The organism is Zooshikella ganghwensis (assembly GCF_018263875.1).
Classification (GTDB): Bacteria; Pseudomonadota; Gammaproteobacteria; order Pseudomonadales; family Zooshikellaceae; genus Zooshikella; species Zooshikella ganghwensis.
Genome location: NZ_JAEVHG010000016.1, coordinates 20,690 through 42,963, shown reverse-complemented (window position 1 = coordinate 42,963; position 22,274 = coordinate 20,690). Strand labels below are relative to the sequence as shown.

22 protein-coding genes are annotated in these 22,274 nt (G+C 42.8%); 10 read left to right on the top strand and 12 right to left on the bottom strand.

The annotated features are described in order from the left end of the window. Positions 1 to 69: 69 nt before the first annotated feature. From dnaG to rpsU, 3 genes are all read right to left on the bottom strand, one after another. Complete coding sequence (gene dnaG / locus KHS79_RS19220) at positions 70 to 1,908, bottom strand: DNA primase (RefSeq protein WP_212721090.1); 1,839 nt, start codon at positions 1,906 to 1,908, stop codon at positions 70 to 72. A gap of 84 nt (positions 1,909 to 1,992) precedes the next feature. Further along, complete coding sequence (locus tag KHS79_RS19215) at positions 1,993 to 2,439, bottom strand: GatB/YqeY domain-containing protein (RefSeq protein ID WP_027708361.1); 447 nt, start codon at positions 2,437 to 2,439, stop codon at positions 1,993 to 1,995. Between the two features lie 60 nt (positions 2,440 to 2,499). Then, positions 2,500 to 2,715 carry a 30S ribosomal protein S21 gene (gene rpsU / locus KHS79_RS19210; RefSeq protein ID WP_027708362.1) on the bottom strand — a complete coding sequence of 72 codons (216 nt, stop codon included), beginning with the start codon at positions 2,713 to 2,715 and terminating at the stop codon, positions 2,500 to 2,502. 286 nt (positions 2,716 to 3,001) lie between these two features. Here rpsU and tsaD point away from each other — a divergent pair, with 286 nt between their 5' ends. The 3 genes from tsaD (at position 3,002) to KHS79_RS19195 (ending at position 5,151) form a co-directional block, all read left to right on the top strand. Continuing rightward, on the top strand, positions 3,002 to 4,027 hold the full coding sequence (gene tsaD / locus KHS79_RS19205; RefSeq protein ID WP_212721165.1) for a tRNA (adenosine(37)-N6)-threonylcarbamoyltransferase complex transferase subunit TsaD: 1,026 nt from the start codon (positions 3,002 to 3,004) through the stop codon (positions 4,025 to 4,027). 113 nt (positions 4,028 to 4,140) lie between these two features. Continuing rightward, positions 4,141 to 4,503, top strand: coding sequence for a dihydroneopterin aldolase (gene folB, locus KHS79_RS19200; RefSeq protein WP_212721089.1), 363 nt, complete (start codon positions 4,141 to 4,143; stop codon positions 4,501 to 4,503). Positions 4,504 to 4,524: 21 nt separating this feature from the next. Further along, on the top strand, positions 4,525 to 5,151 hold the full coding sequence (locus KHS79_RS19195; protein ID WP_212721088.1) for a 2-amino-4-hydroxy-6-hydroxymethyldihydropteridine diphosphokinase: 627 nt from the start codon (positions 4,525 to 4,527) through the stop codon (positions 5,149 to 5,151). Here KHS79_RS19195 and KHS79_RS19190 read toward each other — a convergent pair. The 8 genes from KHS79_RS19190 to KHS79_RS19155 all read right to left on the bottom strand — a co-directional run bounded on the left by KHS79_RS19190 (position 5,148) and on the right by KHS79_RS19155 (position 14,028). After that, positions 5,148 to 6,332 (bottom strand): hypothetical protein, encoded by a 1,185-nt coding sequence (locus KHS79_RS19190; RefSeq protein WP_212721087.1) that lies wholly within the window; start codon positions 6,330 to 6,332, stop codon positions 5,148 to 5,150. The genes KHS79_RS19195 and KHS79_RS19190 overlap by 4 nt on opposite strands. A gap of 38 nt (positions 6,333 to 6,370) precedes the next feature. After that, entirely contained in the window at positions 6,371 to 6,688 is a 318-nt protein-coding gene (glpE, locus tag KHS79_RS19185; protein WP_038291222.1) for a thiosulfate sulfurtransferase GlpE, read from the bottom strand. Continuing rightward, on the bottom strand, positions 6,678 to 7,508 hold the full coding sequence (locus KHS79_RS19180) for a symmetrical bis(5'-nucleosyl)-tetraphosphatase (RefSeq protein ID WP_212721086.1): 831 nt from the start codon (positions 7,506 to 7,508) through the stop codon (positions 6,678 to 6,680). Before KHS79_RS19180 ends, glpE begins: the two co-directional genes overlap by 11 nt. Positions 7,509 to 7,525: 17 nt before the next feature. Beyond that, positions 7,526 to 7,915: a Co2+/Mg2+ efflux protein ApaG gene (gene apaG / locus KHS79_RS19175; RefSeq protein ID WP_094788658.1), complete on the bottom strand. Its 390-nt coding sequence runs from the start codon at positions 7,913 to 7,915 to the stop codon at positions 7,526 to 7,528. A 79-nt stretch (positions 7,916 to 7,994) separates the two neighbouring features. Continuing rightward, positions 7,995 to 8,837, bottom strand: coding sequence for a 16S rRNA (adenine(1518)-N(6)/adenine(1519)-N(6))-dimethyltransferase RsmA (gene rsmA, locus KHS79_RS19170; RefSeq protein WP_212721085.1), 843 nt, complete (start codon positions 8,835 to 8,837; stop codon positions 7,995 to 7,997). A 98-nt stretch (positions 8,838 to 8,935) separates the two neighbouring features. Further along, positions 8,936 to 9,925 carry a 4-hydroxythreonine-4-phosphate dehydrogenase PdxA gene (gene pdxA / locus KHS79_RS19165; RefSeq protein ID WP_212721084.1) on the bottom strand — a complete coding sequence of 330 codons (990 nt, stop codon included), beginning with the start codon at positions 9,923 to 9,925 and terminating at the stop codon, positions 8,936 to 8,938. 2 nt (positions 9,926 to 9,927) lie between these two features. Then, positions 9,928 to 11,211, bottom strand: coding sequence for a peptidylprolyl isomerase (locus KHS79_RS19160; protein ID WP_212721082.1), 1,284 nt, complete (start codon positions 11,209 to 11,211; stop codon positions 9,928 to 9,930). A 3-nt stretch (positions 11,212 to 11,214) separates the two neighbouring features. After that, complete coding sequence (locus KHS79_RS19155; protein WP_212721080.1) at positions 11,215 to 14,028, bottom strand: LPS-assembly protein LptD; 2,814 nt, start codon at positions 14,026 to 14,028, stop codon at positions 11,215 to 11,217. Positions 14,029 to 14,315: 287 nt separating this feature from the next. On the opposite strand from KHS79_RS19155, the gene KHS79_RS19150 reads away from it, so the two are divergent. Genes KHS79_RS19150 through djlA form a run of 3 tightly spaced genes read left to right on the top strand, consistent with a single transcriptional unit; the run spans position 14,316 to position 16,908 of the window. Next, complete coding sequence (locus KHS79_RS19150) at positions 14,316 to 15,359, top strand: aminoglycoside phosphotransferase family protein (RefSeq protein WP_212721078.1); 1,044 nt, start codon at positions 14,316 to 14,318, stop codon at positions 15,357 to 15,359. Beyond that, positions 15,356 to 16,063, top strand: coding sequence for an N-acetylmuramate alpha-1-phosphate uridylyltransferase MurU (murU, locus tag KHS79_RS19145; RefSeq protein ID WP_212721076.1), 708 nt, complete (start codon positions 15,356 to 15,358; stop codon positions 16,061 to 16,063). Before KHS79_RS19150 ends, murU begins: the two co-directional genes overlap by 4 nt. Then, positions 16,063 to 16,908, top strand: a complete 846-nt coding sequence (gene djlA, locus KHS79_RS19140) for a co-chaperone DjlA (RefSeq protein ID WP_038291223.1) — start codon at positions 16,063 to 16,065, stop codon at positions 16,906 to 16,908. The genes murU and djlA overlap by 1 nt, the downstream gene beginning before the upstream one ends. Before the next feature lie 34 nt (positions 16,909 to 16,942). Here the strand turns inward: djlA and KHS79_RS19135 are convergent, their stop codons facing one another. Continuing rightward, positions 16,943 to 18,166: a DUF3530 family protein gene (locus KHS79_RS19135; protein WP_212721074.1), complete on the bottom strand. Its 1,224-nt coding sequence runs from the start codon at positions 18,164 to 18,166 to the stop codon at positions 16,943 to 16,945. A gap of 155 nt (positions 18,167 to 18,321) precedes the next feature. Here KHS79_RS19135 and rpe point away from each other — a divergent pair, with 155 nt between their 5' ends. From rpe to KHS79_RS19115, 4 genes are all read left to right on the top strand, one after another. Next, positions 18,322 to 18,993 carry a ribulose-phosphate 3-epimerase gene (rpe, locus tag KHS79_RS19130; RefSeq protein WP_027709766.1) on the top strand — a complete coding sequence of 224 codons (672 nt, stop codon included), beginning with the start codon at positions 18,322 to 18,324 and terminating at the stop codon, positions 18,991 to 18,993. Further along, positions 18,993 to 19,673 (top strand): phosphoglycolate phosphatase, encoded by a 681-nt coding sequence (locus KHS79_RS19125; protein WP_094788649.1) that lies wholly within the window; start codon positions 18,993 to 18,995, stop codon positions 19,671 to 19,673. Before rpe ends, KHS79_RS19125 begins: the two co-directional genes overlap by 1 nt. Before the next feature lie 384 nt (positions 19,674 to 20,057). Then, positions 20,058 to 21,539 carry an anthranilate synthase component I gene (gene trpE, locus KHS79_RS19120; RefSeq protein WP_212721072.1) on the top strand — a complete coding sequence of 494 codons (1,482 nt, stop codon included), beginning with the start codon at positions 20,058 to 20,060 and terminating at the stop codon, positions 21,537 to 21,539. A 134-nt stretch (positions 21,540 to 21,673) separates the two neighbouring features. Then, positions 21,674 to 22,258, top strand: a complete 585-nt coding sequence (locus KHS79_RS19115) for an aminodeoxychorismate/anthranilate synthase component II (protein WP_027709769.1) — start codon at positions 21,674 to 21,676, stop codon at positions 22,256 to 22,258. Positions 22,259 to 22,274: the final 16 nt, after the last annotated feature.

Genomic DNA, 22,274 nt, shown 5'->3' with positions numbered 1-22,274 from the left:
TCAACCCTACTCAATATTTTCTTACCAAGGCATTCGCTTTGGCAAAGAAATCAATGAAATACAGTTCATTTAACGTTTGCTTTGGCGCAGCTGTTCAAAAGCGCGCAAGAATGCTTCTTTTTTGGATGCATCCATAGACTTTAAATTTTTGAACTGACTTAACTCCTGATAAGTGTCCTCTAAGTTTAGCTGCTGTTGCAGTCTTGTTAAGGCTTCAAGAAAAACTTCTTTACTTGCTTGGCCTGTTTGGGGAGGAGGACGGTTTAGAACAGCTGCGTAAATATTGCCAAGTGGTGTATTGTATAGCTCACCAATTAAGTGTCCCACAGAAGCTTGGGGGTTATCTTTTAGTAGTTTCAGCATTACGGCGAGTAAGCGAGTATGCTCACTTTGATCATTAGCAAGCCGGTCAGAATTTTCTACTTGTTCAGCAAACTCAGGGTATTTAGATAATAAATACACTGCTACTTGAGCGGGCGTTAAGGATACACTTAATTTACTTGTACTGACAAAATTTTTAGCTGGGTATCTGGAGGTTTTTTTTTCTGAATACTGGTTAGCTTGGTTTATTGCTGGTACAGCAATTGTTTGGGTAGTTTGCTGAGTTACAGCATTTGATAGCTCACTGAGTGCTTGCTCACTAAGACCTGTAAGTTCTGCTAAATGCCCCAGCATTAATTGATGGAAAACCCCTTGAGGGAGCTGTTCAATATAAGGCTTTGCTAGAGCAGCAAGTCTTGCTTTGCCATCCATGTGTTGAATATCAACTTGCTCACAAAGTGTATGAAAAAAATAGTCAGCAATACTTTGGCTGTTGGATTTTAAACGTGCAAGAAAGGCTTGCTGGCCTTCTTTGCTAACCAGGCTATCAGGATCTTCACCTTCGGGTAAAAATAGAAATTTGGCTTGAAAGCCGTCTTGCATGAAAGGAAGGGTGGTTTCTAATGCTCGCCAGGCGGCTTTTCTTCCTGCCTCATCACCATCAAAACAGTAAATAACTTCTTTTACAGTTTTAAAAAGGCGAGTTACATGCTCTTGACTAACAGCAGTACCTAAGGTTGCTACCGCATTTTTAATGCCGTGCTGGGCTAAAGCAACGACATCCATATAGCCTTCAACTACAAGCAAAAAATCCAACTGACGTTGCTGTTGTCGAGCTTCAAATAGCCCATACAATTCTTGTCGTTTAAGAAAAATAGGGGTTTCAGGTGAGTTTAGGTATTTTGGCTTATCGTTTGGACTCAGTACTCGGCCACCAAAGCCAATATAACGACCTCTAATGTCTCTTATCGGAAAAATTAAACGGTGTCTGAAGCGGTCATAGACTGATTGCTTTTCAGGGTTTTCAATAACTAACCCTGCTGTCAGCAGGTGCTTGGTATTTTCAGGAGACTGATCAAAGTGTTCCAGTAAGTTTTGCCAGCCAGCTGGAGCATAGCCAATAGCATATTGTTTTAATGTTGCTGCCGATAACCCTCTTTGTTGGACATAATGCTGTGCAGCTTGCCCTGAAGGTTTAAATAATTGTTGTTGAAAAAATGTTGCAGATTGTTTAGTTATTTCAAATAAAGCTTCAAAACGATGAGTTTGTCGCTGATATTGCTGGGCTTCTCTTGGAACATCAAGACCTAAAGATTGAGCTAGTTGCTCAACTGCTTGGGGAAAGTCAAGCTGCTCAAACTCGATGATAAAGCGAAGTGCATTGCCTGCCGCACCACAGCCAAAGCAATAGTAGAACTGCTTGTCAGGGCTGACTGTGAAGGAGGGGGTTTTTTCCTGATGAAAAGGGCAGCAAGCAGCAAGATTCTTACCGGTTTTCTTGAGTTGAACACGACTTCCAATAACGTCAACGATATCGGTTCGTGCCAATAGATCATCAATGAAGCTTTGGGGAATTAAGCCGCTCATAACAGGAGTATAAATGGCCTTAGCTGTGATATATAGACTCGCACTAAAAGGAGTTCTATCACAGCTAGTGGAAGTAAGATGTTATTAGGTCAGTTTACTTTTAATGAGTTTACTAACCTCGGCCATATCAGCACGTCCGAGAACTTTGGGCTTTAAGTGTTCTACGACCAATCTCATATCTTTCATTGATTGAGCGGACGTTTGAACTATGGCTTCAGTCACAAGAGACTCTAGCTCAGAGGCAGTTAAGGCGGTTGGTAGGAAGCTCTGTAAAACTTCAATTTCGGCGCGTTCTCTTGCAGACAAATCTTCGCGGCCGGCGCTTTCAAACTGTTTAAGTGATTCACGACGCTGCTTTACCATTTTATCTAAAATAGTTGTGCATCTAGAGTCGTCGAGTTCCACTCGCTCATCAATCTCTACTCGTTTTAACTCAGAGAGAGCCATACGAAGGGTAGAGAGTTTGAGCTTTTCTTTGGCGCGCAGGGCATCCTTTACCGCCTCATTTAGGCGTTCTTTAATTGTTGCCATTGGAATTTTCTACGTAAGTTGAGAGCGAAAAGTCAGATCTACGTAGTGCTGGCAATAAAATTAATAGAGACGTTCGCGACGACGTTGCTCACGTTGAAGCTTTTTAGCTAAACGCTTAACAGCCGCTGCTGCTTTACGCTTACGAACAGATGTGGGCTTTTCGTAATGCTCACGACGGCGAACTTCAGCCAATACACCGGCTTTTTCACAAGAGCGTTTGAAACGACGTAATGCAACGTCAAAGGGTTCGTTATCTTTAACTTTTACCGCTGGCATGCAGACCTTACCTTCTTCCTCTTTTGGTTAATGATTAAGCAATCTATGCTTTGCAATTTTAGACCATTTCAAGGGCAGCGAATATTAAAGCGTTCTGGCAATAAATGCAAAGGTATAAGTAAAAAAATGTCGTTTTTTTGTGCAAAACAATAGTGAAATGGTTGGATACGTTGAAAAGCGAGCATTTGGCTTCAATTGTGCTAGAACAATCAATGGGTGCATTGTTGGACGTGGAAGATTATCATGTGCGCCTTATTGCATTTCTATGAGCGTGATTCAAGTTGTTATGAAGGTGTTGGGAATCGAAACGTCTTGTGACGAAACAGGTATTGCAGTGTATGACAGTGAGTTAGGCCTTCAGGCTCATGCACTGTTTAGTCAGGTTGATATTCATGCTGAATATGGTGGCGTAGTCCCAGAGCTTGCTTCCAGAGATCATGTTCGTCGCATTTTGCCTTTAATCGATAGTGTGCTGGCGAGTGCAGGTGTAGCAAAGAGTGATATTGAAGCTATTGCTTATACACGTGGTCCGGGCTTGATTGGTGCGTTGATGGTGGGGGCAGCTGTTGCCCAGGCGTTGGCTTTTGTCTGGAAGGTACCTACGATTGGTGTTCATCATATGGAAGGACATCTATTAGCGCCTATGCTCGAAGCAGTTCCTCCTGCATTTCCATTTATTGCATTGTTGGTGTCTGGTGGACACACGCAGTTGGTTGCTGTTAATGGGATGGGAGACTATGAGCTATTGGGGGAGTCGGTTGATGACGCGGCTGGTGAAGCATTTGATAAAGCCGCTAAAATGCTGGGCCTTGGTTACCCTGGTGGTCCCGTCATAGCGAAGCTGGCGACTCAGGGGAATGCTGCTCGCTATCGTTTCCCTCGGCCAATGACAGATCGACCAGGGCTAGACTTTAGCTTTAGTGGTTTAAAAACGTATACCCTTAATACCATCATCGAAGCTAAGGAAAATGATACTTTTGATCAACAAACCCAGGCAGATATTGCGTTTGCCTTCCAAGAGGCAGTTGTTGAGACATTAGCGATAAAGTGCCGTAGAGCATTGCAGCAAACAAATATGAACACACTTGTAATAGCAGGAGGCGTCAGTGCTAACCTGGCTCTTCGTAAACGGCTAGAAGCAGTGGTTGCTAAGTTGGGAGCACAGGTCTTCTATGCAAGACCAGAGTTTTGCACAGATAATGGCGCTATGATTGCTTATGCGGGTTGCCAACGCTTATTAGCTGGGCAATCTGACAATTTGGGTATTAAGCCAAAACCCCGTTGGCCAATGACAGAATTATCAAAAGTTTAGTAGCGCAAATATTCAGTCACTAAGCAAAAAAACTTGGGTGACTATATTAAAGTCCTTGTTGCTGATATCACCGTTTTCAGTGGGTGGTTATTCATTTATTACTGGGAGAGGGTGTGGATAAAGTTATTATTGAACAGCTTAAAGTGAGTGCGCTAATTGGAGTTTATGACTGGGAACGAGAACAACCTCAGCCACTCTTTATGGACCTGGTTTTATACTATGATTTGTCGCCCGCGATGGGTTCAGATAATCTGGAAGACTCACTGGATTATGCTGCTGTTGCTGATGCTGTGTCAGCCTTTTGTGCGTCAAGTAACTATCTAATGTTAGAAGCTTTGGCTGGTGGTCTATTAAAGCACATATTTGTAACCTTTCCTGTCGAGCATATTCGGCTGAAAATTCGTAAGCCTGAAGCACTTCCAGATGCTGTGGCAGCGATAGAATGCGAACGTTCTCGAGCAGCAATGATGAGTTGAATTAGGGTTATGTAGATTGTAATGAATCAGCAGGCATTTCTGGTTGGTATAGGCTGCAATACTCACTACCAGATAAATATCTCCTTTATTTTGCAGCAATTGTTAAATCGCTTTGGTGTTGTTGCCATGAGTCCACTGATCAGGACTGCGCCAGTAGGTATTAAACATGCAGCAGACTTTTATAATATGGTGGTTTACTTTGTCGCAAAAGATCAGCCTCAACACTTAAAAGCATGGTTTAATCAGCTTGAAACAACCCTAGGCCGTGATCGCAGAATTCCTGGTGCTGCTCTGACTGTTCAGCCTGGCGATTTAGACATTTTGCATAGCTCACCACCTAACGGCTTTATTAATACACGCCAAGTTATACGAGATAGTTACTACTTAACTATTGCGGATGAGCTACTTTCGTTTGTGGGGCTTGCAGAATTGGATGAAAACACAGAGTGTAAACCTGGTGAGACTCTGGATAAGGTGACGCTTTCTGTTTTTGGCAAAGAAATAGGTCTGCAACCCAAGGTTTTAGCGGCATCATCATTAGTAAGAAAGACAGAAAAAAGTGTCACAACCTTAACTCAGGCTGAAGCGCGTCAGTGGTTAGCAGATGAGGCTTGCTGTCTGATTTACAACAATGAGCCAGGAAATTAGCTATCACTAGATCTTTCTTTTGCTATCGCTCGAATAGCCCTTAGGCGTGCCTCATGGATAGCTGCACCTAAGGCTTTGCCAGTAAGCCCCTGTTTTAAAAAAGGTCCTGGTTTAATCGCCAGTGCTGCTTGCCATTGCTGATGAATTGCCTTGATGTGCTCGTTAACTTGCTCAAGTGTTAAGTGTGGTATATTGCCTGCTATACATTTTATGCATTGTAGCAGCATCATAAACCTCTCACCTCTTCGCCAGGCATCTGCTCGATCGAAAATATTTAATAAGTCTTTTGCTGATAGTTCAAGCTGCATCAGCTCTGCCCAAAACTGGTTTACCAATAAATTCAACTGACGAGTATTATTTGGTGCTTTTAATCGTTCTAAAAGTTGCTTAGTCAGGTTATGTGCAGTATCAACCTCTATTGAGGTGGAGGCTTTATTAGGGTGGACTTGTAACAATAGGGCGCAGGCTAGCTGTATTTCCTCGCCCAGTTGCTGCTGTTTGGCTGCTTTAAGCGCTTGTTGTGGCAAGTTAGACTCTTGCCAGAGGCTTGCAAGCTCAGGCAGGATTCTTTTTAGTGCGCCCACTTGTTGTAATGTTGTAAAGAAAATCCAAGGGCTTAGCGTTTGAGTGGCTTTAATGATTTCTTGCCATATACGCTCTGATACTAAGTGATCTACTTCTCCTGAATTGACCATTGCGCACATTAAGCTGAGTGTTTCTTCAGCAATATAAAAGCCTAAGTGGTGATAGCGTGCAGCAAAGCGAGCTACTCGCAGGACACGAAGGGGATCTTCTGCAAAGGCGGGCGACACATGACGTAAGCATTTTTGGCTGAGATCACCCGCGCCATTAAAGGGATCTATCAGCTCTCCTTGGCTGTTTTGTGCGATTGCATTAATTGTTAAATCACGGCGTTGCAAGTCTTCTGTTAAAGTGACATCAGGTGCTGCATAACATGTAAAGCCATGATAACCATGACCTGATTTCCGCTCAGTTCGAGCAAGTGCATACTCTTCGTGGGTGGTGGGGTGTAAAAAAACGGGAAAGTCTTTACCAACGGGTTGGTATCCTTGGTTGAGCATTTGCTCTGGGGTAGCACCGACTACAACCCAGTCATGATCTTGACTTTTAATACCCAGTAGTTGGTCTCTCACTGCACCGCCAACTAAATAGACTTCCACAACAACTCCAGTCTGATTAACTTTTTATGGTTGAAATGTTATTGGTCTACAGCATCAGGATAGCATTCTTGCCAAAGACAAAAACCTCCATCCAGGCTCATAACATTGTTAAAGCCTTTCTGTTTCAAATAAAGCGCAGCACTAACACTGCTATGTCCATGAAAACAATAAACTACTATAGATGTTTCAGTATCAGTGTCTTCTATAAAATCGAGGATAGTTTGGTTATCTAAATGTTGAGCAGTAGGGATATGTCCTTGATGAAAGCTATCTTGATCTCGAATATCAACAAAGCAGGTATTACCTGCTTGGAGATAATGCAAGGCTTCTTCAGGCTTGATTCTGTCAATCTCCATTTTTTCTATATCCTTCACACGATAGTGAGTGTAAGGTCCTGGCTTCTATATTCATGATGGTGAGCGCGTTCCCCCAAATGCAGCCAGTATCGAGAGCGTAGACATTTTCATGCTCTGCTTTTCCTTCTAAGGCTGCCCAATGTCCAAAAATAATTAAGTCATCATGGGTCTTTCGGTTGCTGTGGTTATACCAGGGTTGGAAACCTGCTGGAGCTTGGTTGGAGCCAGACTTATGAGTAAGTTCTAGTTGGCCATCGCTACTGCAGAATCGCATACGCGTAAAATAGTTAGTGATAATTCGTAACCGGTCCCAGCCTTTGAGTTTTTTGCTCCAGTCGTTTGGTTGGTTGCCATACATATTTACTAAAAAGTCAGTAAAGTTATCGCTTTGTAAAATGGTTTCTACCTCTTTAGCTCTACGTAAAGCTTTTTTGAGTGACCAGTGAGGTGGAATGCCTGCATGCACCATTGTGACCTGTAATAGTTCATCATAATAGATTAGAGGGCGAAACCTTAACCAGCTTAATAGTTCTTCTCGATCCGGTGCTTCAAGAATACTATCAAGTGAATCGCCTTTTCTTGGTGGTTGTTTACCATAAGCAATGGCTAATAAGTGTAAATCATGATTGCCTAATACAGCTTTACATCTGTCGCCTAATGAATACAAGTATCGTAGTGTTTCAAGTGATTTTGGCCCACGATTGACAATATCTCCAACTACCCATAACTCGTCGCGTAACGGATCGAACTCAACTTGGGTGAGTAGTTGTTGAAGTTCATCGAAACAGCCTTGGATATCACCAACGGCAAATGTCGTCATAAGCAAACCTTTTAATGTTAATGAAGTACATTAGGGATTGCTAAGGTAAATGTTGGAATTGGCACCTGAAATGCTTCCCCTGTCGCTGTCACCATATAGTAGCTACCGGACATACTGCCAATAGGAGTATTAAGTACACAGTGACTGCTGTAGGAATATGACGTATCAACACCAATCAATGGCTTTTCACCAACCACGCCCTCACCATGGACTTCTTCTTGTTGTGCATCTGCATTAGTAATAATCCAGTGCCTTGCAAGTAGCTGAATGGGAGAGTCACTCGCATTATGAATGGTGATGGTATAGCGGAATGCAAAGCACTGCTTTTCAGGCTCTGACTGCTCATCAAGGTATTCAGTTTTAACTGTTATCTTTACTTGGCTAGGGTCGACAGTGGACTCAGTCATAATGAAATTCTATGTGACATGCTGTGACAGTGTTTTGACAGGAGAGTTTGGAAAACTCTCACTGCATAGTAAATAAGTATTAATTGTCTTGTGGTGAGTTAGAGTCTTCAGCTAGCTTGATACTTTGCTGTGACTCGATGGCATTTGCGATAGCGACAAACTCAGCCAGTGAGAGCTTTTCTGCTCGAATGCTTGGGTTAATACCCAGTGTTGTGAGCACTTCAGCAGAGATCATACCCTTAAGTGCATTACGAAGTGTTTTACGTCGCATATTAAATGCACTACGAACGACGCGCTCAAATAGGTGTAAATCATTTGCAGGGTAAGGTAACGACTGGTGGGGAATAAGCCTTACGATCGCTGAGTCTACTTTAGGTGCAGGTTTAAAGGCTCCAGGTTTGACGATAAACAAATTATCGATTTTACAGAAATACTGAGCCATAACGCTTAATCTGCCATAAGCGTTTTCTCCTGGATTTGCCGCGAGTCGTTCAACAACTTCTTTTTGTAGCATAAAGTGCATATCACTTATTAAATGTCGAAAGTTAAATAAGTGAAACAGAAGTGGTGTGGAAATGTTATAGGGAAGATTTCCTACTACGCGTAAAGGGTGCTCTTTTTTTAGTTGGCTAAAGTCGAGTTTAAGGGCATCGCCTTGGTGAACTGAAAAATGAAGGTGTTGGCTAAACATAGCCTGGAGCATTGGAATCAGGTCTCGATCTAGCTCAATAACATCAATCTGAGCACACTGTGGCACCAAATATTGAGTTAAAGCGCCTTGCCCTGGACCGATTTCTACCAGATGGTCATTTAGTTTAGGGTTTATCGCGCGGACAATGCGCTGAATTATTTGATCATCGTGCAAAAAATTTTGCCCAAAGCGTTTGCGCGGCTTGTGAACATAGTTAGGCGTTTTGGCCATAAAGTCTGCTTATTGGTAATAAATGAATCGTGTTGATTGTACGAGTAACGTTGATAAGTAATGCTGTAATAAAGGACTAGATTATAGCTGCTTACTGTTTATGGCTTGTTTTGTGCCATATAAATAGCATATTCAATTGCAGTCAATAAGCTGCCAGCATTAGCTTTACCTGAGGCGGCTAAGTCCAGAGCTGTACCATGATCTACTGATGTTCGAATAATGGGGAGACCCAAGGTGATGTTAGCAGCTTTGCCAAAGCCATGAAACTTTAACACTGGTAATCCTTGATCATGATACATGGCTAACACGACATCAGCTGTTTGTAAATGTTTGGGGGTGAATAATGTATCGGCAGGTAAAGGGCCAATTAATGACAGGCCCTCATTTTTAAGCTTGCTTAACGTAGGGTTGATAATATCCAGCTCTTCTCGGCCCAAGTAGCCATTTTCACCAGCGTGAGGGTTGAGTCCGCAGACTAAAATAGTGGGCTTTAGCTGCCCAAAATAATTAATTAAACCCTTATTGAGTGTTCTTATGACCTGTTCTAGCAAAGAGGGGGTAATGAGACTGGCAACCTGTCTTAGAGGATGATGGGTTGTCACTAAGGCAACTTTCATATCTTGGGTAGCCAGCATCATCACAACTTGTTGAGATTGAGTTTGTTGAGCCAGGTATTCTGTATGACCGCTAAATGCAATGCCAGCTTCGTTGAGAATGCTTTTATTGATGGGTGCTGTCACCATACCATCAAAAATACCTTGCTGGCAGCCGGATATGGCTGTGTCTAGTTGCTCTAAAATATAAGAAGCGTTATCAGGTGTGGGTTGGCCTGGAATGACTGGATAAGGTGTTTTAAGAGGGAGTATCTTTAAGGCACCTGGTGTTGGTGGTTCATTAATAGCAACATGGGTAACTGGTTTTTTTATCGCGTAATTGAGTTGGGCAGCTCGCTCGGCAAAAAGGCTTGGGTCAATCGCAACCACAAGCTCCGCAGAAAAAGAGTGATTGATCAGTGAAATGCAGAGATCGGGACCAATCCCTGCAGGCTCTCCAGATGTAATAATCAGTCTTGGCGTTTTAACGCTCATAGTCACTTAACTTGGACAAATGCTTCATCTCGAATTTTTTGAAGCCAAGCTTGTAGCTCTTCCTGGTATTTTTGCTTGCGAATAGTATTGCGAATTACGTTCTTTTGAACATCACTGCTCACGTCTTTTTGCCGTATATCAAGCACTTGCATTACATGCCAGCCATACTTGGTTGCAAATGGTGGTGTGATTGTACCTTTTGAAGTAGCAGTAACTTTATTGCGGAACTCAGGCACCATATCATCAGGGTTAATCCAGTTTAAGCTGCCTCCGTTAAGTGCGCTTCCTGTATCATCCGAGTTTGCTTTAGCAAGTTTCGCAAAGTCTTCACCACTTTTTATACGGGAGTAAATTCGTTCAGCAATGGCTTTAGCCTGTTGCTCTGAACGAATTTGTGAAGGTTTTATAAGAATATGACGCACTTTATATTGTGTCATCACATGATCTTGTTCACCTTTTTTCGCAAGCAACTTAATAATATGGAAGCCACTGTTTGAGCGGATTGGCTTGGCAATATTACCCACAGACATTTTGGGTACAACTGAGGCAAACATGGAAGGAAGTTGATCTGCTTTTCGCCAACCCAAGTCTCCAGCTTTTACACCCTGATATTCCTGAGAATAAGCGCCAGCCACTTGAGCAAAGTCTTTTCCTTTTTGCAGAGTACGGTAAATATCCTCTGCAAGTTCTTTGGATAGGGTAACGCGCTCATTATTGGCTTGAGGTGGAATCGGTACCAGAATATGACCAACTCTGTAGTCAGTAGACAGTTGGTATTTACCCTGGGCAGAGTGTAGGTAGTTTTTGATTTCCTGGTCAGTCACACGGATTCGATCTGCAACTTGACGCTTACGCACACGACTTATAGTAAGCTCTCGTCGTATCTGCTCACGTGCTTTGCTGTAAGAGATACCATCAGCTTCTAGTACACGTTTGAACTCTAAAAGAGAAAGGTTGTTACGGGAGGCTATTTTTGCCATTGCATCATTCAGAGTTTTCTCGTCGATTTTGATCCCTGCTCGCTCTGCCATTTGCATTTGTATACTTTCGACAATTAAGCGTTCTGTAACCTGCTCTCTCAACTTGTGCTCTGGAGGGATATTACTCCCTTTTTGTTTTAACTGGAGGCGGACCATCGCCAGACGCTCATTAAGCTGTGACTGCATGATCACATCTTTATCAACCACTGCAATAATTTTATCGAGTGGTTGAATTTCTGCATTCACATTGAAAATGGCTGCCGCACTTAATGTGGCAGCCAATAGCAAACGTTGCACTAGTTTCATGAGTTAAAAGTCTTCTCTGTCTTCGCGCTCACGGTAACCATCAATGCCGCCAAGAAAATCATCAACCTTGTTACCAAAGAGGTTGCCTAATCCCTTCATGACAAATTGAACGAAGATACCGCGATCTGCTTCTGCATTATCAATGTCTTCATCACCATCTATCCAATAGCGGTTAACGAAGCGAATTTTGTAGCAGCAGTTATCATACTCGGCTCCGAACATAGCTTCCAGACTTCGGCTGTTAGTAATGTCATAATTCCAGCGGCCTAGTGCACTCCAATTGCTGACCACTGGCCAGATAAAGGACATGTCAGTTTGTTCTATATCACCATCTGCAAACTCGCCAGGAATAACATTACCTAGCGCATTTTTACGAGTACGATCAACTTGGTCTAGGTAGCGGTAGCTGACATTGAAAACGCGATCATAGTCAGGGCTATAGCGCATGGATAAAGAATATTCCTGGTTATGGTTTTCATTAGTGTTCCAAATCCAGTCTTGTCTTAGAGACAGTGCATCAGTGGCATTCCACACTAGTTCTGTGGCAATGGGGGAGGTAGAGGCTTTTTGACTATCCAGATAACGGCGTTGGCTTTCATTAAGGTTGACATCAGTATCTGGTGTGCCTCCAAGGAGTTCTGAATAGTATGGATCAAGTTGTACCTTACGGTCTTCGAAGTAAAAAATCTGACCTATGCCAGCCCGAAAGCGCTCAAAACCATTTTTTTCCAGAAAACGTGTGGTTAAACCAACAGAGAGTTGGTTCATATCTGCTAAACGATCATAGCCACTAAAGCGATTGTCACGCCATAACTGAGCATAACTGAAACTGTTATTACCAGTATCAAAAACAGGATTTTCAAGTTGATCTTTTTCTTCCGGAGAGTAAAGGTAGAGCATTCTTGGCTCAAGGGTTTGGGTGTACTCTGTGCTACCGAACAAGTTGGTTTTTCGGTCAAAGAAGAGGCCAGCATCTAATGAATAGATAGGTACTGTGGTGCTTGGGCTTGTGTTGTACTTAGGATCGTTTGGTCCATAGTCCTCACTATCTAAGTTACTCAGATGATATTGAACATGCTTGAGCTTTAAGCCTGGTGTTATGAAGGCATAGGGCCATTCAAACTTATACTTAGCACCTGTTTCCAAGTAAGTACGATTGCCATGGGCATTGGTGATTTCTGAGTTTCCTTCACCGTAAACAGGGCGATCAATCTCATGCTCACGGTCAAACTCACCTTCACGTACTTTGGTTTTATAGTTCCATCGCTTGTCTCGGGTAAAGTAAGTGTTGTCAGCTATGTAGTCAACTTCAAAACCATTATTTTTGGCGAGCCAGTTACCCTTCAGCTCAATTTGCGGAACTTTTTCATAGGAATCACTAGCATCAGAAGTCATGTTTTGGTACTTCTGAACAGCGCCTTTTAGTGACCAGAAGTGGTTATCGCTTCCGCCATTATAGGTGGTCACAAATTGCTGATTTAAGTTATCAGTTGCAGTGACATCCAGTGAAGTGCCAAAGTCTCTTAGATAGTCTCGATCGCTTGCCCGGTTATAATCAACATCAGCAGTCCATCGTGGTTGAAGAGCTTGGTGATGAGTCCAGTCAAATAGCCAGCGCTCTTCACTGTAGTTTCGGTTGCCATCTTTAAGCTTGTCGTCATTAAGGTAAGAGCCGCCTAACTCACCACGACTGCTTTCGGTAAGGTAACGGAATTGTCCCTCAAGCAGTAAGCCACGCTCAGACATGATCCTAGGATACAAGGTGGCATCATAATTAGGTGCTAAATTGAAGTAGTAAGGTGTAGTGATGTCTACACCATTATCATCTGAATACCCCAATGTAGGAGGAAGGAATCCTGACTGCCGTCGGTCATCAATGGGAAAGTAGATATAAGGCGTGTAAAAAACCGGTATACCCTTGACCCTGATAGTGGCATTGGTAGCAGTACCAAAGCCAGTAAACTTGTTCAAGGTGACGTTATTGCCTGTGACTGTCCAAGTATCTTCTGTTGGTGGACATGTTGTATATGTTGCATCATGCAACACAACAAGCTCATCCTCTCGTCGAGTAATCTGGTCTGCATCTCCACGTGCATGTTGGTCGTGGAAAACATAGCGCACATTACTAGCATCAAAGCGGCCTGATTGCATATTGACACTGGCTTGGTCACCAACCAGTAAGAGGTTAGGCTCTCGGAACACAACATTGCCTTCAAACTCAGCTGTTTCAGTGTCACGGTATAAAAAAGCCAGGTCACTTTGGAGTTGGCGATAGCCTTGTCGAACTAACACATTACCTGTAAATGTTGCAGTACCACCCTCAACTGAGCGATAAGTATCTGCAGTTGCAAAAATGGGTGCTAGAGACATATCACCAGAGAAAGTTTTGCCTTCACGGTCTGGTTCAATATATGCGCCTGTACAGTGTGCTGGAACAGCTGCAAGCTGGCGCGGATCGAGCTGGTACCGTGGCACCCAGTCTAAGTTGTTAACCCCGTCTGGTGGGGGGGAAGATGGTGTACTCGCAACTTGCTGAACAGTGTCTTCTGTTGTAACTGGCTGGGTGTCAGTTGCTGCTTTAGTTTCTTGAGAAGGCTCTGTTATCGCCTGGGTTGGACGAGGTGCTCGTTTAATGGGGGCTGGAGCACGATTATTTACGTTACAATCCCAGCCTTGCCCTGAAGCATTAGGAACACAGTGCCACTGCTCATCGGCGCTAGCAGGGTTAGCGGCCCAAGTGGGGATTAATGGCTGGACGGTAAGAATACCAATAATCCAGGGAATATTTATTCTGCGGGGAAACTTGTTTACTGCCATCGCGGTTTAATCCAGGCTTCCTGTCGGGTAATCTATTTGTATGCTGAAGCGTTTTCTTGCTTAAAGTGATGAATCAGCGCTCGTGCAACCGTATTACTAAACGTTGCATAATAATCTATTCCAATCATGTTCAGCTACCCCATTTCAATTTTATTCCTCTTTTGAGACATTTTTGGGGAAAAAAATGCATTAAATGCTGTTGTATTACGCTCTAATAACGCAAACAAACGTTATTGAATAAAAGTTAACCATTGATTACAGCCTATAGGCAGTTGAGCACAAATAAAATGGATAAGCGTTATCTAAAATTATGCCAGTGGCTACAAGATAAATATGTTGACCAAAGGGCTTTGTTGAATACACAACATGAGCTTTCAAAACAACTTGTTCCACTTCAGGGAGATGCCAGCCAGCGACGTTATTTTCGTTGGAATGTAACACCTAAGCACGCTGTGATCGCTGTTGATGCACCACCTGAAGTAGAAAATACGACTGCTTTTGTTGCGATTGCTAAGCAATGGCAGTTGCAGGGTATTCCTGTTCCTGAGATTTATTTTGCTGATAGTCAGCAAGGTTTTTTATTGATCGAGGATCTAGGAGATCAATTGTTACTCCCCTTACTCAATCAAGATAATGCTCAGTACTACTATGGACAAGCGTTCAACATTTTACAGCAAATACAACAATCTACTTCTTTTTTCACAGATTACTCTTTACCAGCATATGATCAAACTTTTTTACAAAGGGAGCTTGATTTGTTTCATGAATGGTTTGTGGTTGAATTCTTAAAAATTGAATTAAACGCGATCCATAAAAAAATGCTGCAAAGAATGTTTGAACAAATCATCGATTGTGCATTACAACAACCACAAGTTGTTGTACATCGAGACTTTCATGCGCGTAACTTGATGATTACTAATGACGTATTACGTGTCATTGATTTTCAAGGTGCCGTAAAAGGTCCTGCAACGTACGACCCAGTCTCACTTCTTAAAGACTGCTATATTTGTTGGCCCATTGAGCAAGTAAAACATTGGTGGGCTGACTGGTCAAAGAGCTTAACAGTGCTAAATGGGTTTTCACCAGAGCAAACATGGCAGTGGTTTCAGTGGATAGGTTTGCAGCGTCATCTTAAGGTTTTGGGGTTATTTGTACGGCTATTTAAGCGTGAAAAGAAAGCACGATATTTGCAGGATTTGCCATTAGTGGTGAAGTATGTGGAACAGGTCATTCTGTCAGAGTCAGACTTTGCGGATGTAGCGAGTTGGTGGCAGGATGTACTTCAGCCACGCTGGTTAAATTATTACCAAACGACAAAGGACTCATCATGAAAGTGATGTTGCTTGCTGCAGGAGAGGGCCAGCGTATGCGGCCTTTGACACTGACAACACCCAAACCATTGCTTCCTGTAAATGAGCAACCTCTAGTCGTTTATAGTTTGCAGCGCTTGGCGCAGTCAGGTTTAACACAAGTAGTGATGAATACTGCTTATTTAGCTGAGAAAATTGAGCAAGCATTAGGTAATGGTCAGCAGTTTGGGGTACAAATTCAATACTCAAGAGAGCTGCAAAAGCTAGAAACGGGTGGGGGTATTTTTAATGCATTACCGTTGCTAGGGAGTGAGCCTTTTCTTGTTGTCAACAGTGATATTTGGTGTGACTACCCTTTTGCAGTATTGGAAAAGCAAAAGCAACGGCTTCAGGATGGCGGTAAGTTGGCTCATTTAGTTTTGGTTCCCAACTCTTCTCATCACCCAGAAGGTGATTTTTATTTGCCAGGTGGACGAGCAATTACTTTATCTGGCTGCGATGAACACCGTTTTACATATAGTGGTATTAGTGTTCTTCACCCTGACTTATTCGAAGACTGCAAGCCTGGTGTGTTTTCATTGGCGCCATTATTGAGGCAGGCGATTCTTCAGGGCAAAGTGACAGGGGAGCTTTATCATGGAGAGTGGATGGATATTGGTACACCTGATCGGTTACAGCAACTGAGCCATCATTTACAAGCAAGAGAGTCACTGGGTGCAAAATAATGAAGTATGGAACGCTAATTGGTGCTTTGCTGGGTTTTCTTATTGGCGGTGGCCCTTTGGGGGCTCTCATTTTAGGTGCGGCGGGATTTTGGCTAGTGGATCGTCGGTCTGTGTGGCAATTATTAGCGGGAAGTGGATTACAGAGTAGGTTGTTTTCTGTTAATCATGAGCAGGTACAGTCTGCGTTTTTCACAGCCACATTTACTGTAATGGGACGTGTTGCTAAAGCAGATGGACGCGTTTCTGAGCAGGAAATAAAAACTGCTTCAGAAATCATGAAGTCAATGAGGTTATCTCCAGGTCAGCGTAAAGCAGCGATTAGTCTTTTTAATGAAGGTAAAGAGCTGTCTCGAGACTTGGTTCCAGTGCTTAGCTCATTTCATCAGGTGGCACGTCATCGCCACAGCTTAATGAATATGTTTTTGGAGTTACAGCTGCAGGCTGCTTATGCTGATGGCGTGATTAGCCGGCAGGCAGAAAACGTATTACGTGATGTATGTTCTGCACTGGGTATTAGCCAGTTTCGTCTACAGGTCATTCAACAGCGCTATTTAGCACAGCGAGCCTTTTTTAATCAATACCAGGAGCAAACCAGGCAGAGACATCAGGCTAATCTGGCAGGTCGCAATCAATTAAATAATGCTTATGCTGTGTTAGGTGTGCCTGTTGGATGTGATGATCAGCAGCTTAAAAAAGCGTATCGTCGTTTAATGAGCCAGCACCATCCAGATAAATTGGTCGCTAAAGGTCTACCTGAAGAAATGGTTTCTGTCGCAAAACAAAAAACTCAGGAAATTCAAGCAGCTTATAACTTAATTAAAAACTATCGAACTCAAAAAGCGTAGCATTAATATTTTGATGCCTAATTTATTAGTGTCTTTAATTGTTTTTTTGCTTGCGAGGTCCTCGAGTATTTTGTTGCTGTAGTGCAGCAGCTTCTTCCGCAAGTTTTTCTGCTCGTTTTATGGCTGTTAAAACAGCATCTATCCACTGGCTTACATACTTTAAAATTCGTTTATCCAGCGTCTTGTCATAACCCACACTAATTAAGAGACGTTGCCGATAACTAGGATTTTCTGCTTTAAGGCTGGCTGCTTTTCGAAGTTGTGCCCATCTGGAGTAGTGAGGGGTTCTTTTTACTTCAAGATCTAATACTGGAATTTTTTGTTTATCTAAAGGTTCAATTGAGGTGGATGTAGGGGACCAATTGTTAGGTTTGCAGTCAATCAATATTATTCCAGTGTAGTCATTAGGATGTTTAGCTAATTGGGATAGTAAAAAAGAACAGCTGCTCCCTATTGCCAGTAAAAATACTTTGTCGGTTGTTTTTTCTTGAGCAAACTGATGTGCACTTTTCATTAATTCATTGACTGTGTCTGAGTATTTCGCCTGCATTGAGGGGGTTACTTGAAACACGGGTAAATGCTTATCAAACTCTGCTTTCTGGCTATTTGGATTAACATTATCATCTTTGTTGTCTGGTTTAGGCTGACTGTTATTTGGCGTATTTTGCTGCTTTTCATTATCTGTAGGGTTGGTTTTTTTATTGTTGTTAGACATTTGGTTTTCTTTTTCTTGTCCAGCTTGAGCATTTACATTATTTGTTTGAGCATCGGCTGAGGATGTTTTTTTGGCTTCCATGATGGCTATAGATGGTGAGGGTGGAGTAATAGCAAGAGTGCTCCAACCTCTTAATGGCAGCTGCTGCCGGAGCTTATGCATATACTTGGGCCAATCGGCATGATTGCCTTGCTCAGCGAGGAGAATGACTGTTCCTTTTAATGAACCTGAACGCTCATCTTGCCACAGTCCATATGCAGAGTCCTTTTCTAGGTTGAGTGTTACCAATTGGTCACTAGTGTAAAGTTGTTGCAGTGCTTGTTGGCTTCTACTTATAAAGTCACTAGCAAGTACTCTATCTTGCTTTGTCGGAGTTGTACTTTCCTGTGCGGTAGAGCTTGTTGATTCAGCTAAGGTGTTTTGCTCTTTTGACTCAGAGCCAGAAGGTTGATTGGCTGCGTTACCTTCTTGTGCAGCCCTTACGGGCAAACAGCAAATCAGTAGAATAATAATGCAGAGAATGATTGAGTCGTTATGACGCATGGTACGTTGGGTCCTGATTGAGAGTCGTTACAACGTTGCTCCTTTTGAATATGCGCTGGAGGAAGTATATCCTCAGCGTTTATTGAGCTAGCCCTACTGAAAGCATAGATAAGTTCAGCTAAAATGCGCTCAACCTGAATGAAGAGGCGGTGATAATGAAAGACTACTTGATAGCACCCAGTATTTTATCGGCAGACTTTGCGCGCTTGGGTGAAGAGGTGGATGCGGTTTTAGCGGCTGGAGCAGACATTGTTCATTTTGATGTAATGGATAACCATTTTGTGCCAAATTTAACAGTAGGCCCATTGGTATGTCAGGCACTAAGAAACTATGGGGTAACTGCTGATATTGATGTTCATCTAATGGTAAAACCGGTTGACCGAATTATTGGTGACTTTGTTGAAGCTGGCGCCACATATATTACGTTTCATCCAGAAGCATCAGAACATATTGACCGATCTCTCCAGCTTATTAAGTCAAGTGGTGCTAAATCAGGGTTGGTATTTAATCCTGCAACCCCGTTAGATGTGCTGGAATATGTGCTTGATAAAGTGGATATGGTATTAATCATGTCTGTAAACCCAGGGTTTGGCGGTCAAAAATTTATTCCACAAGCACTTAAGAAAATTCAACGTGCTAGAAGCATCATTGATGAAAGCGGTTTACCTATTCGCTTGGAGGTTGATGGTGGTGTGAATGTAGATAATATTGCGCAGATAGCGGCTGCCGGTGCGGATACTTTTGTTGCGGGATCAGCCATTTTTGGTAAAGACGACTATCGAGCAGTTATTGAGCAAATGCGTGCTAATTTGGCGGAGATAAGTTAATGGCGGTCATTGCATTCCCAGCATTACCAAATCCTGAATTGGTGTTGTTTGATTTGGATGGGACATTGGTTGACAGCATTCCTGACTTAACCAGTGCTGTTGATGCCATGCTTATGACGCTGGGGCTTGAGCCTGCAGGTCAGGCTCAGGTGAGCCATTGGGTAGGTAATGGAGCACCCAAGCTTGTAGAGCGAGCTTTACAGGCTATGTCGGCTGAACCGCTGACAGAAGCATGCTTAACACAAGCTAATCAGCTATTTAATGAACACTATCAATACCACAATGGTGAGCAGGCCTGTGTTTATCAAGGTGTTTTAGCTTTTTTGCAGCATTTACATCAGCAAAAGATCAGTATGGGGATTGTGACCAATAAACCTAGCCAGTTTACTGAGCAGTTGTTAGAGCGGTTAAATTTGGCGCACTTTTTTAATTTGGTGCTGAGTGGTGATAGCCTTCCCGAGAAGAAACCAAGCCCTGAACCATTACTGCATGCTATGGATTTCTTTGCAAAAGGCCCTCAAGATACGTTAATGGTAGGTGATTCCATTAATGATGTGAAAGCAGCCAGATCGGCTAATGTTTCTGTGGTTGCAGTTAGCTATGGGTACAATCATGGAGAGCAGATCGATACGGCAAACCCCGATAAAGTGGTAGACTCCCTTGCAGAGCTTTTATGCTGAAACCTTTTCGATGGGGTTAACTGCTTAGATAGCGTTGATAAAAATTACTGTGATTAAGATAACCATTGGTTGCTCTATACGTTTTACTTAAGTTGATGTTATGTGAAGCCGATGGTTATTGTTTGAGTTTCAGTGATTTATTATTTAGCATCGTTAACTTAGTACTAGAAAGATTAAGTGAGTAACTGAAAAGGCCTTAAAACAATAAGCCTGTTATTTAGGAAAACAGTAGGGGAATAAACTGTGATAATGTTAGCTTTTACAAAGCAATATATGAGTCTTTCACAACGACCTCTAATGGCCAGTTGGCGATGGTGGCGTTGGTCTTGGTGATAGTAAAACAAAGGAAATTTCTAATGACTCAATATTGTTTAGGTAAAACGCATGACACACGAGCAGTTTTTACAGCTAGCCGAACAAGGCTACAATCGTATTCCAGTTACCCGTGAGCTTTTAGCTGATCTTGATACTCCGCTTAGCACCTACCTTAAATTGGCAGATCTGCCGTATACCTACCTTTTAGAATCTGTTCATGGCGGCGAAAAGTGGGGACGTTACTCCATCATTGGACTGTCCTGTCGCACGGTTATTAAAGTCTTTGGTCATCAGGTCATTATTGAAGAACAAGGTACTGTTTTAGAAAGTCTAACGGTTGATGACCCTTTGACGTTTATTGAGACCTACTTTCAACGTTTTAACGTTTATGAGCCTGATGATTTACCTCGCTTTAATGGTGGTTTGGTTGGGTATTTTAGCTATGATGCTATCCGTTATATAGAGTCTAAACTTGCAAACTCTTGCCCTAAGGATGAATTACATACTCCAGATATACTATTAATGGTGTCTGATGATGTTGTTGTTTTTGACAACTTATCTGGAAAAATTTTGTTGGTCACTCATGTTGATCCTCATGAGACGGATGCCTATCAAAAGTCTCAGGTAAAGTTAGGCCAGCTGGTTGCCAGGATGCGTAGGGCGTCAGTCAATGCACCACACGCAGCAGGTAGTGCGCCACTTTCAGAAACTGATTTTGTTTCCTCATATGGGCAAGAGGCCTTTCAGGAGGACGTTAATAAAATAAAAGACTACATAATGGCAGGAGATGCCATGCAAGTGGTTTTATCGCAGCAAATGCAGGCCCCTTTTTCTGATCCGCCGATAAACTTGTATCGTGCGCTGCGATGCTTAAATCCTTCCCCTTACATGTATTACTTTAACCTGCAGGATTTTTATGTCGTGGGCTCTTCACCAGAAATCCTCGCTCGAGTTGAAGATGGTGAGGTTGTAGTGCGTCCTATCGCGGGTACTCGACCACGGGGAAAAAATCCAGAAGAAGATGTAGCTTTAGAAAAAGATTTATTGGCTGATCCAAAAGAATTAGCCGAACATTTAATGCTGATTGATTTGGGACGGAATGATATAGGTCGTGTTGCGAAAACGGGTACAGTTACTGTATCTGATCAGATGGTTATCGAACGATACTCCCATGTCATGCATATTGTCTCTAATGTGACAGCACAGCTTAAAGATAACCTCACAGCAATGGATGTGTTGAAGGCAACCCTGCCCGCTGGAACACTCAGTGGTGCACCCAAAGTCAGGGCGATGGAAATTATTGATCAGCTAGAGCCGGTTAAACGTGGCATTTATGGTGGTGCTGTGGGTTATATTTCCTGGAGTGGCAATATGGATACGGCTATTGCGATTCGAACAGCAGTCATTAAACAAAATACCCTGTACATTCAGGCAGGGGCTGGTGTGGTGGCTGACTCACAGCCTGAAATGGAGTGGCAGGAAACGCTCAACAAAGGACGAGCAGTTATGCGTGCAGCCATGCTTGCTCAAACAGAGTTAGATCTTCCTTAGCCGAAATAAGCTAGCACCATTACCACAGTCAGTATTTTGAGGGGTAAATACCATAGTGAGTTAGAAGTGATGCATTAACTACAAGTAGCTCACTCCAAAGCACTCTGCTTGGTATTTTTCCTCTGGAGGTAGCCATGTTATTAATGATTGATAATTACGATTCCTTTACTTACAACATTGTTCAGTATCTAGCTGAATTGAATGCAGATGTTGAAGTGCACCGCAACGACGAAATTGATCTTGCTAAGATTCAAGCGCTTTCGCCTTCTCATATAGTTATTTCACCAGGTCCTTGTACGCCGAATGAGGCAGGTATTTCACTTGCTGTTATTGAAGCATTTGCAGGAAAAATCCCAATTTTAGGGGTATGTCTTGGTCATCAGAGTATTGGTCAAGTCTTTGGGGGTCGAGTAGTAAGAGCTAAAGAAGTCATGCATGGCAAGACATCTCCTGTTAAGCACAACTCTCTTGGCGTTTTTTCTGGTTTGCAGAATCCGTTACAGGCAACACGCTATCATTCGCTTGTGTTGGAGCAGTCAACACTTCCTGACTGCTTTGAGGTTACTGCATGGACTGAGTTAGCTGATGGCTCTGTGGATGAAATAATGGGGATCAGGCATAAGTCTCTGGCTGTCGAAGGGGTACAATTTCACCCTGAGTCGATTTTAACAGAGCAGGGGCATGATTTACTGGCTAACTTTTTGCGGCAAAGCTGCTAAGTAGAGGGGGGAGTGT

Excerpts from the sequence above, each read along its gene's own strand:
- tsaD (WP_212721165.1), top strand. The coding sequence starts at position 3,002 with ATGAAGGTGTTGGGAATCGAAACGTCTTGTGACGAAACAGGTATTGCA.
- dnaG (WP_212721090.1), bottom strand. The coding sequence starts at position 1,908 with ATGAGCGGCTTAATTCCCCAAAGCTTCATTGATGATCTATTGGCACGA.
- KHS79_RS19180 (WP_212721086.1), bottom strand. The coding sequence starts at position 7,508 with ATGACGACATTTGCCGTTGGTGATATCCAAGGCTGTTTCGATGAACTT.
- rpsU (WP_027708362.1), bottom strand. The coding sequence starts at position 2,715 with ATGCCAGCGGTAAAAGTTAAAGATAACGAACCCTTTGACGTTGCATTA.
- trpE (WP_212721072.1), top strand. The coding sequence starts at position 20,058 with ATGACACACGAGCAGTTTTTACAGCTAGCCGAACAAGGCTACAATCGT.
- glpE (WP_038291222.1), bottom strand. The coding sequence starts at position 6,688 with ATGGAGATTGACAGAATCAAGCCTGAAGAAGCCTTGCATTATCTCCAA.
- KHS79_RS19150 (WP_212721078.1), top strand. The coding sequence starts at position 14,316 with ATGGATAAGCGTTATCTAAAATTATGCCAGTGGCTACAAGATAAATAT.
- rsmA (WP_212721085.1), bottom strand. The coding sequence starts at position 8,837 with ATGGCCAAAACGCCTAACTATGTTCACAAGCCGCGCAAACGCTTTGGG.
- rpe (WP_027709766.1), top strand. The coding sequence starts at position 18,322 with ATGAAAGACTACTTGATAGCACCCAGTATTTTATCGGCAGACTTTGCG.
- pdxA (WP_212721084.1), bottom strand. The coding sequence starts at position 9,925 with ATGAGCGTTAAAACGCCAAGACTGATTATTACATCTGGAGAGCCTGCA.
- KHS79_RS19135 (WP_212721074.1), bottom strand. The coding sequence starts at position 18,166 with ATGCGTCATAACGACTCAATCATTCTCTGCATTATTATTCTACTGATT.
- djlA (WP_038291223.1), top strand. The coding sequence starts at position 16,063 with ATGAAGTATGGAACGCTAATTGGTGCTTTGCTGGGTTTTCTTATTGGC.
- apaG (WP_094788658.1), bottom strand. The coding sequence starts at position 7,915 with ATGACTGAGTCCACTGTCGACCCTAGCCAAGTAAAGATAACAGTTAAA.
- KHS79_RS19195 (WP_212721088.1), top strand. The coding sequence starts at position 4,525 with ATGAATCAGCAGGCATTTCTGGTTGGTATAGGCTGCAATACTCACTAC.
- murU (WP_212721076.1), top strand. The coding sequence starts at position 15,356 with ATGAAAGTGATGTTGCTTGCTGCAGGAGAGGGCCAGCGTATGCGGCCT.
- KHS79_RS19215 (WP_027708361.1), bottom strand. The coding sequence starts at position 2,439 with ATGGCAACAATTAAAGAACGCCTAAATGAGGCGGTAAAGGATGCCCTG.
- KHS79_RS19115 (WP_027709769.1), top strand. The coding sequence starts at position 21,674 with ATGTTATTAATGATTGATAATTACGATTCCTTTACTTACAACATTGTT.
- KHS79_RS19160 (WP_212721082.1), bottom strand. The coding sequence starts at position 11,211 with ATGAAACTAGTGCAACGTTTGCTATTGGCTGCCACATTAAGTGCGGCA.
- KHS79_RS19155 (WP_212721080.1), bottom strand. The coding sequence starts at position 14,028 with ATGGCAGTAAACAAGTTTCCCCGCAGAATAAATATTCCCTGGATTATT.
- KHS79_RS19125 (WP_094788649.1), top strand. The coding sequence starts at position 18,993 with ATGGCGGTCATTGCATTCCCAGCATTACCAAATCCTGAATTGGTGTTG.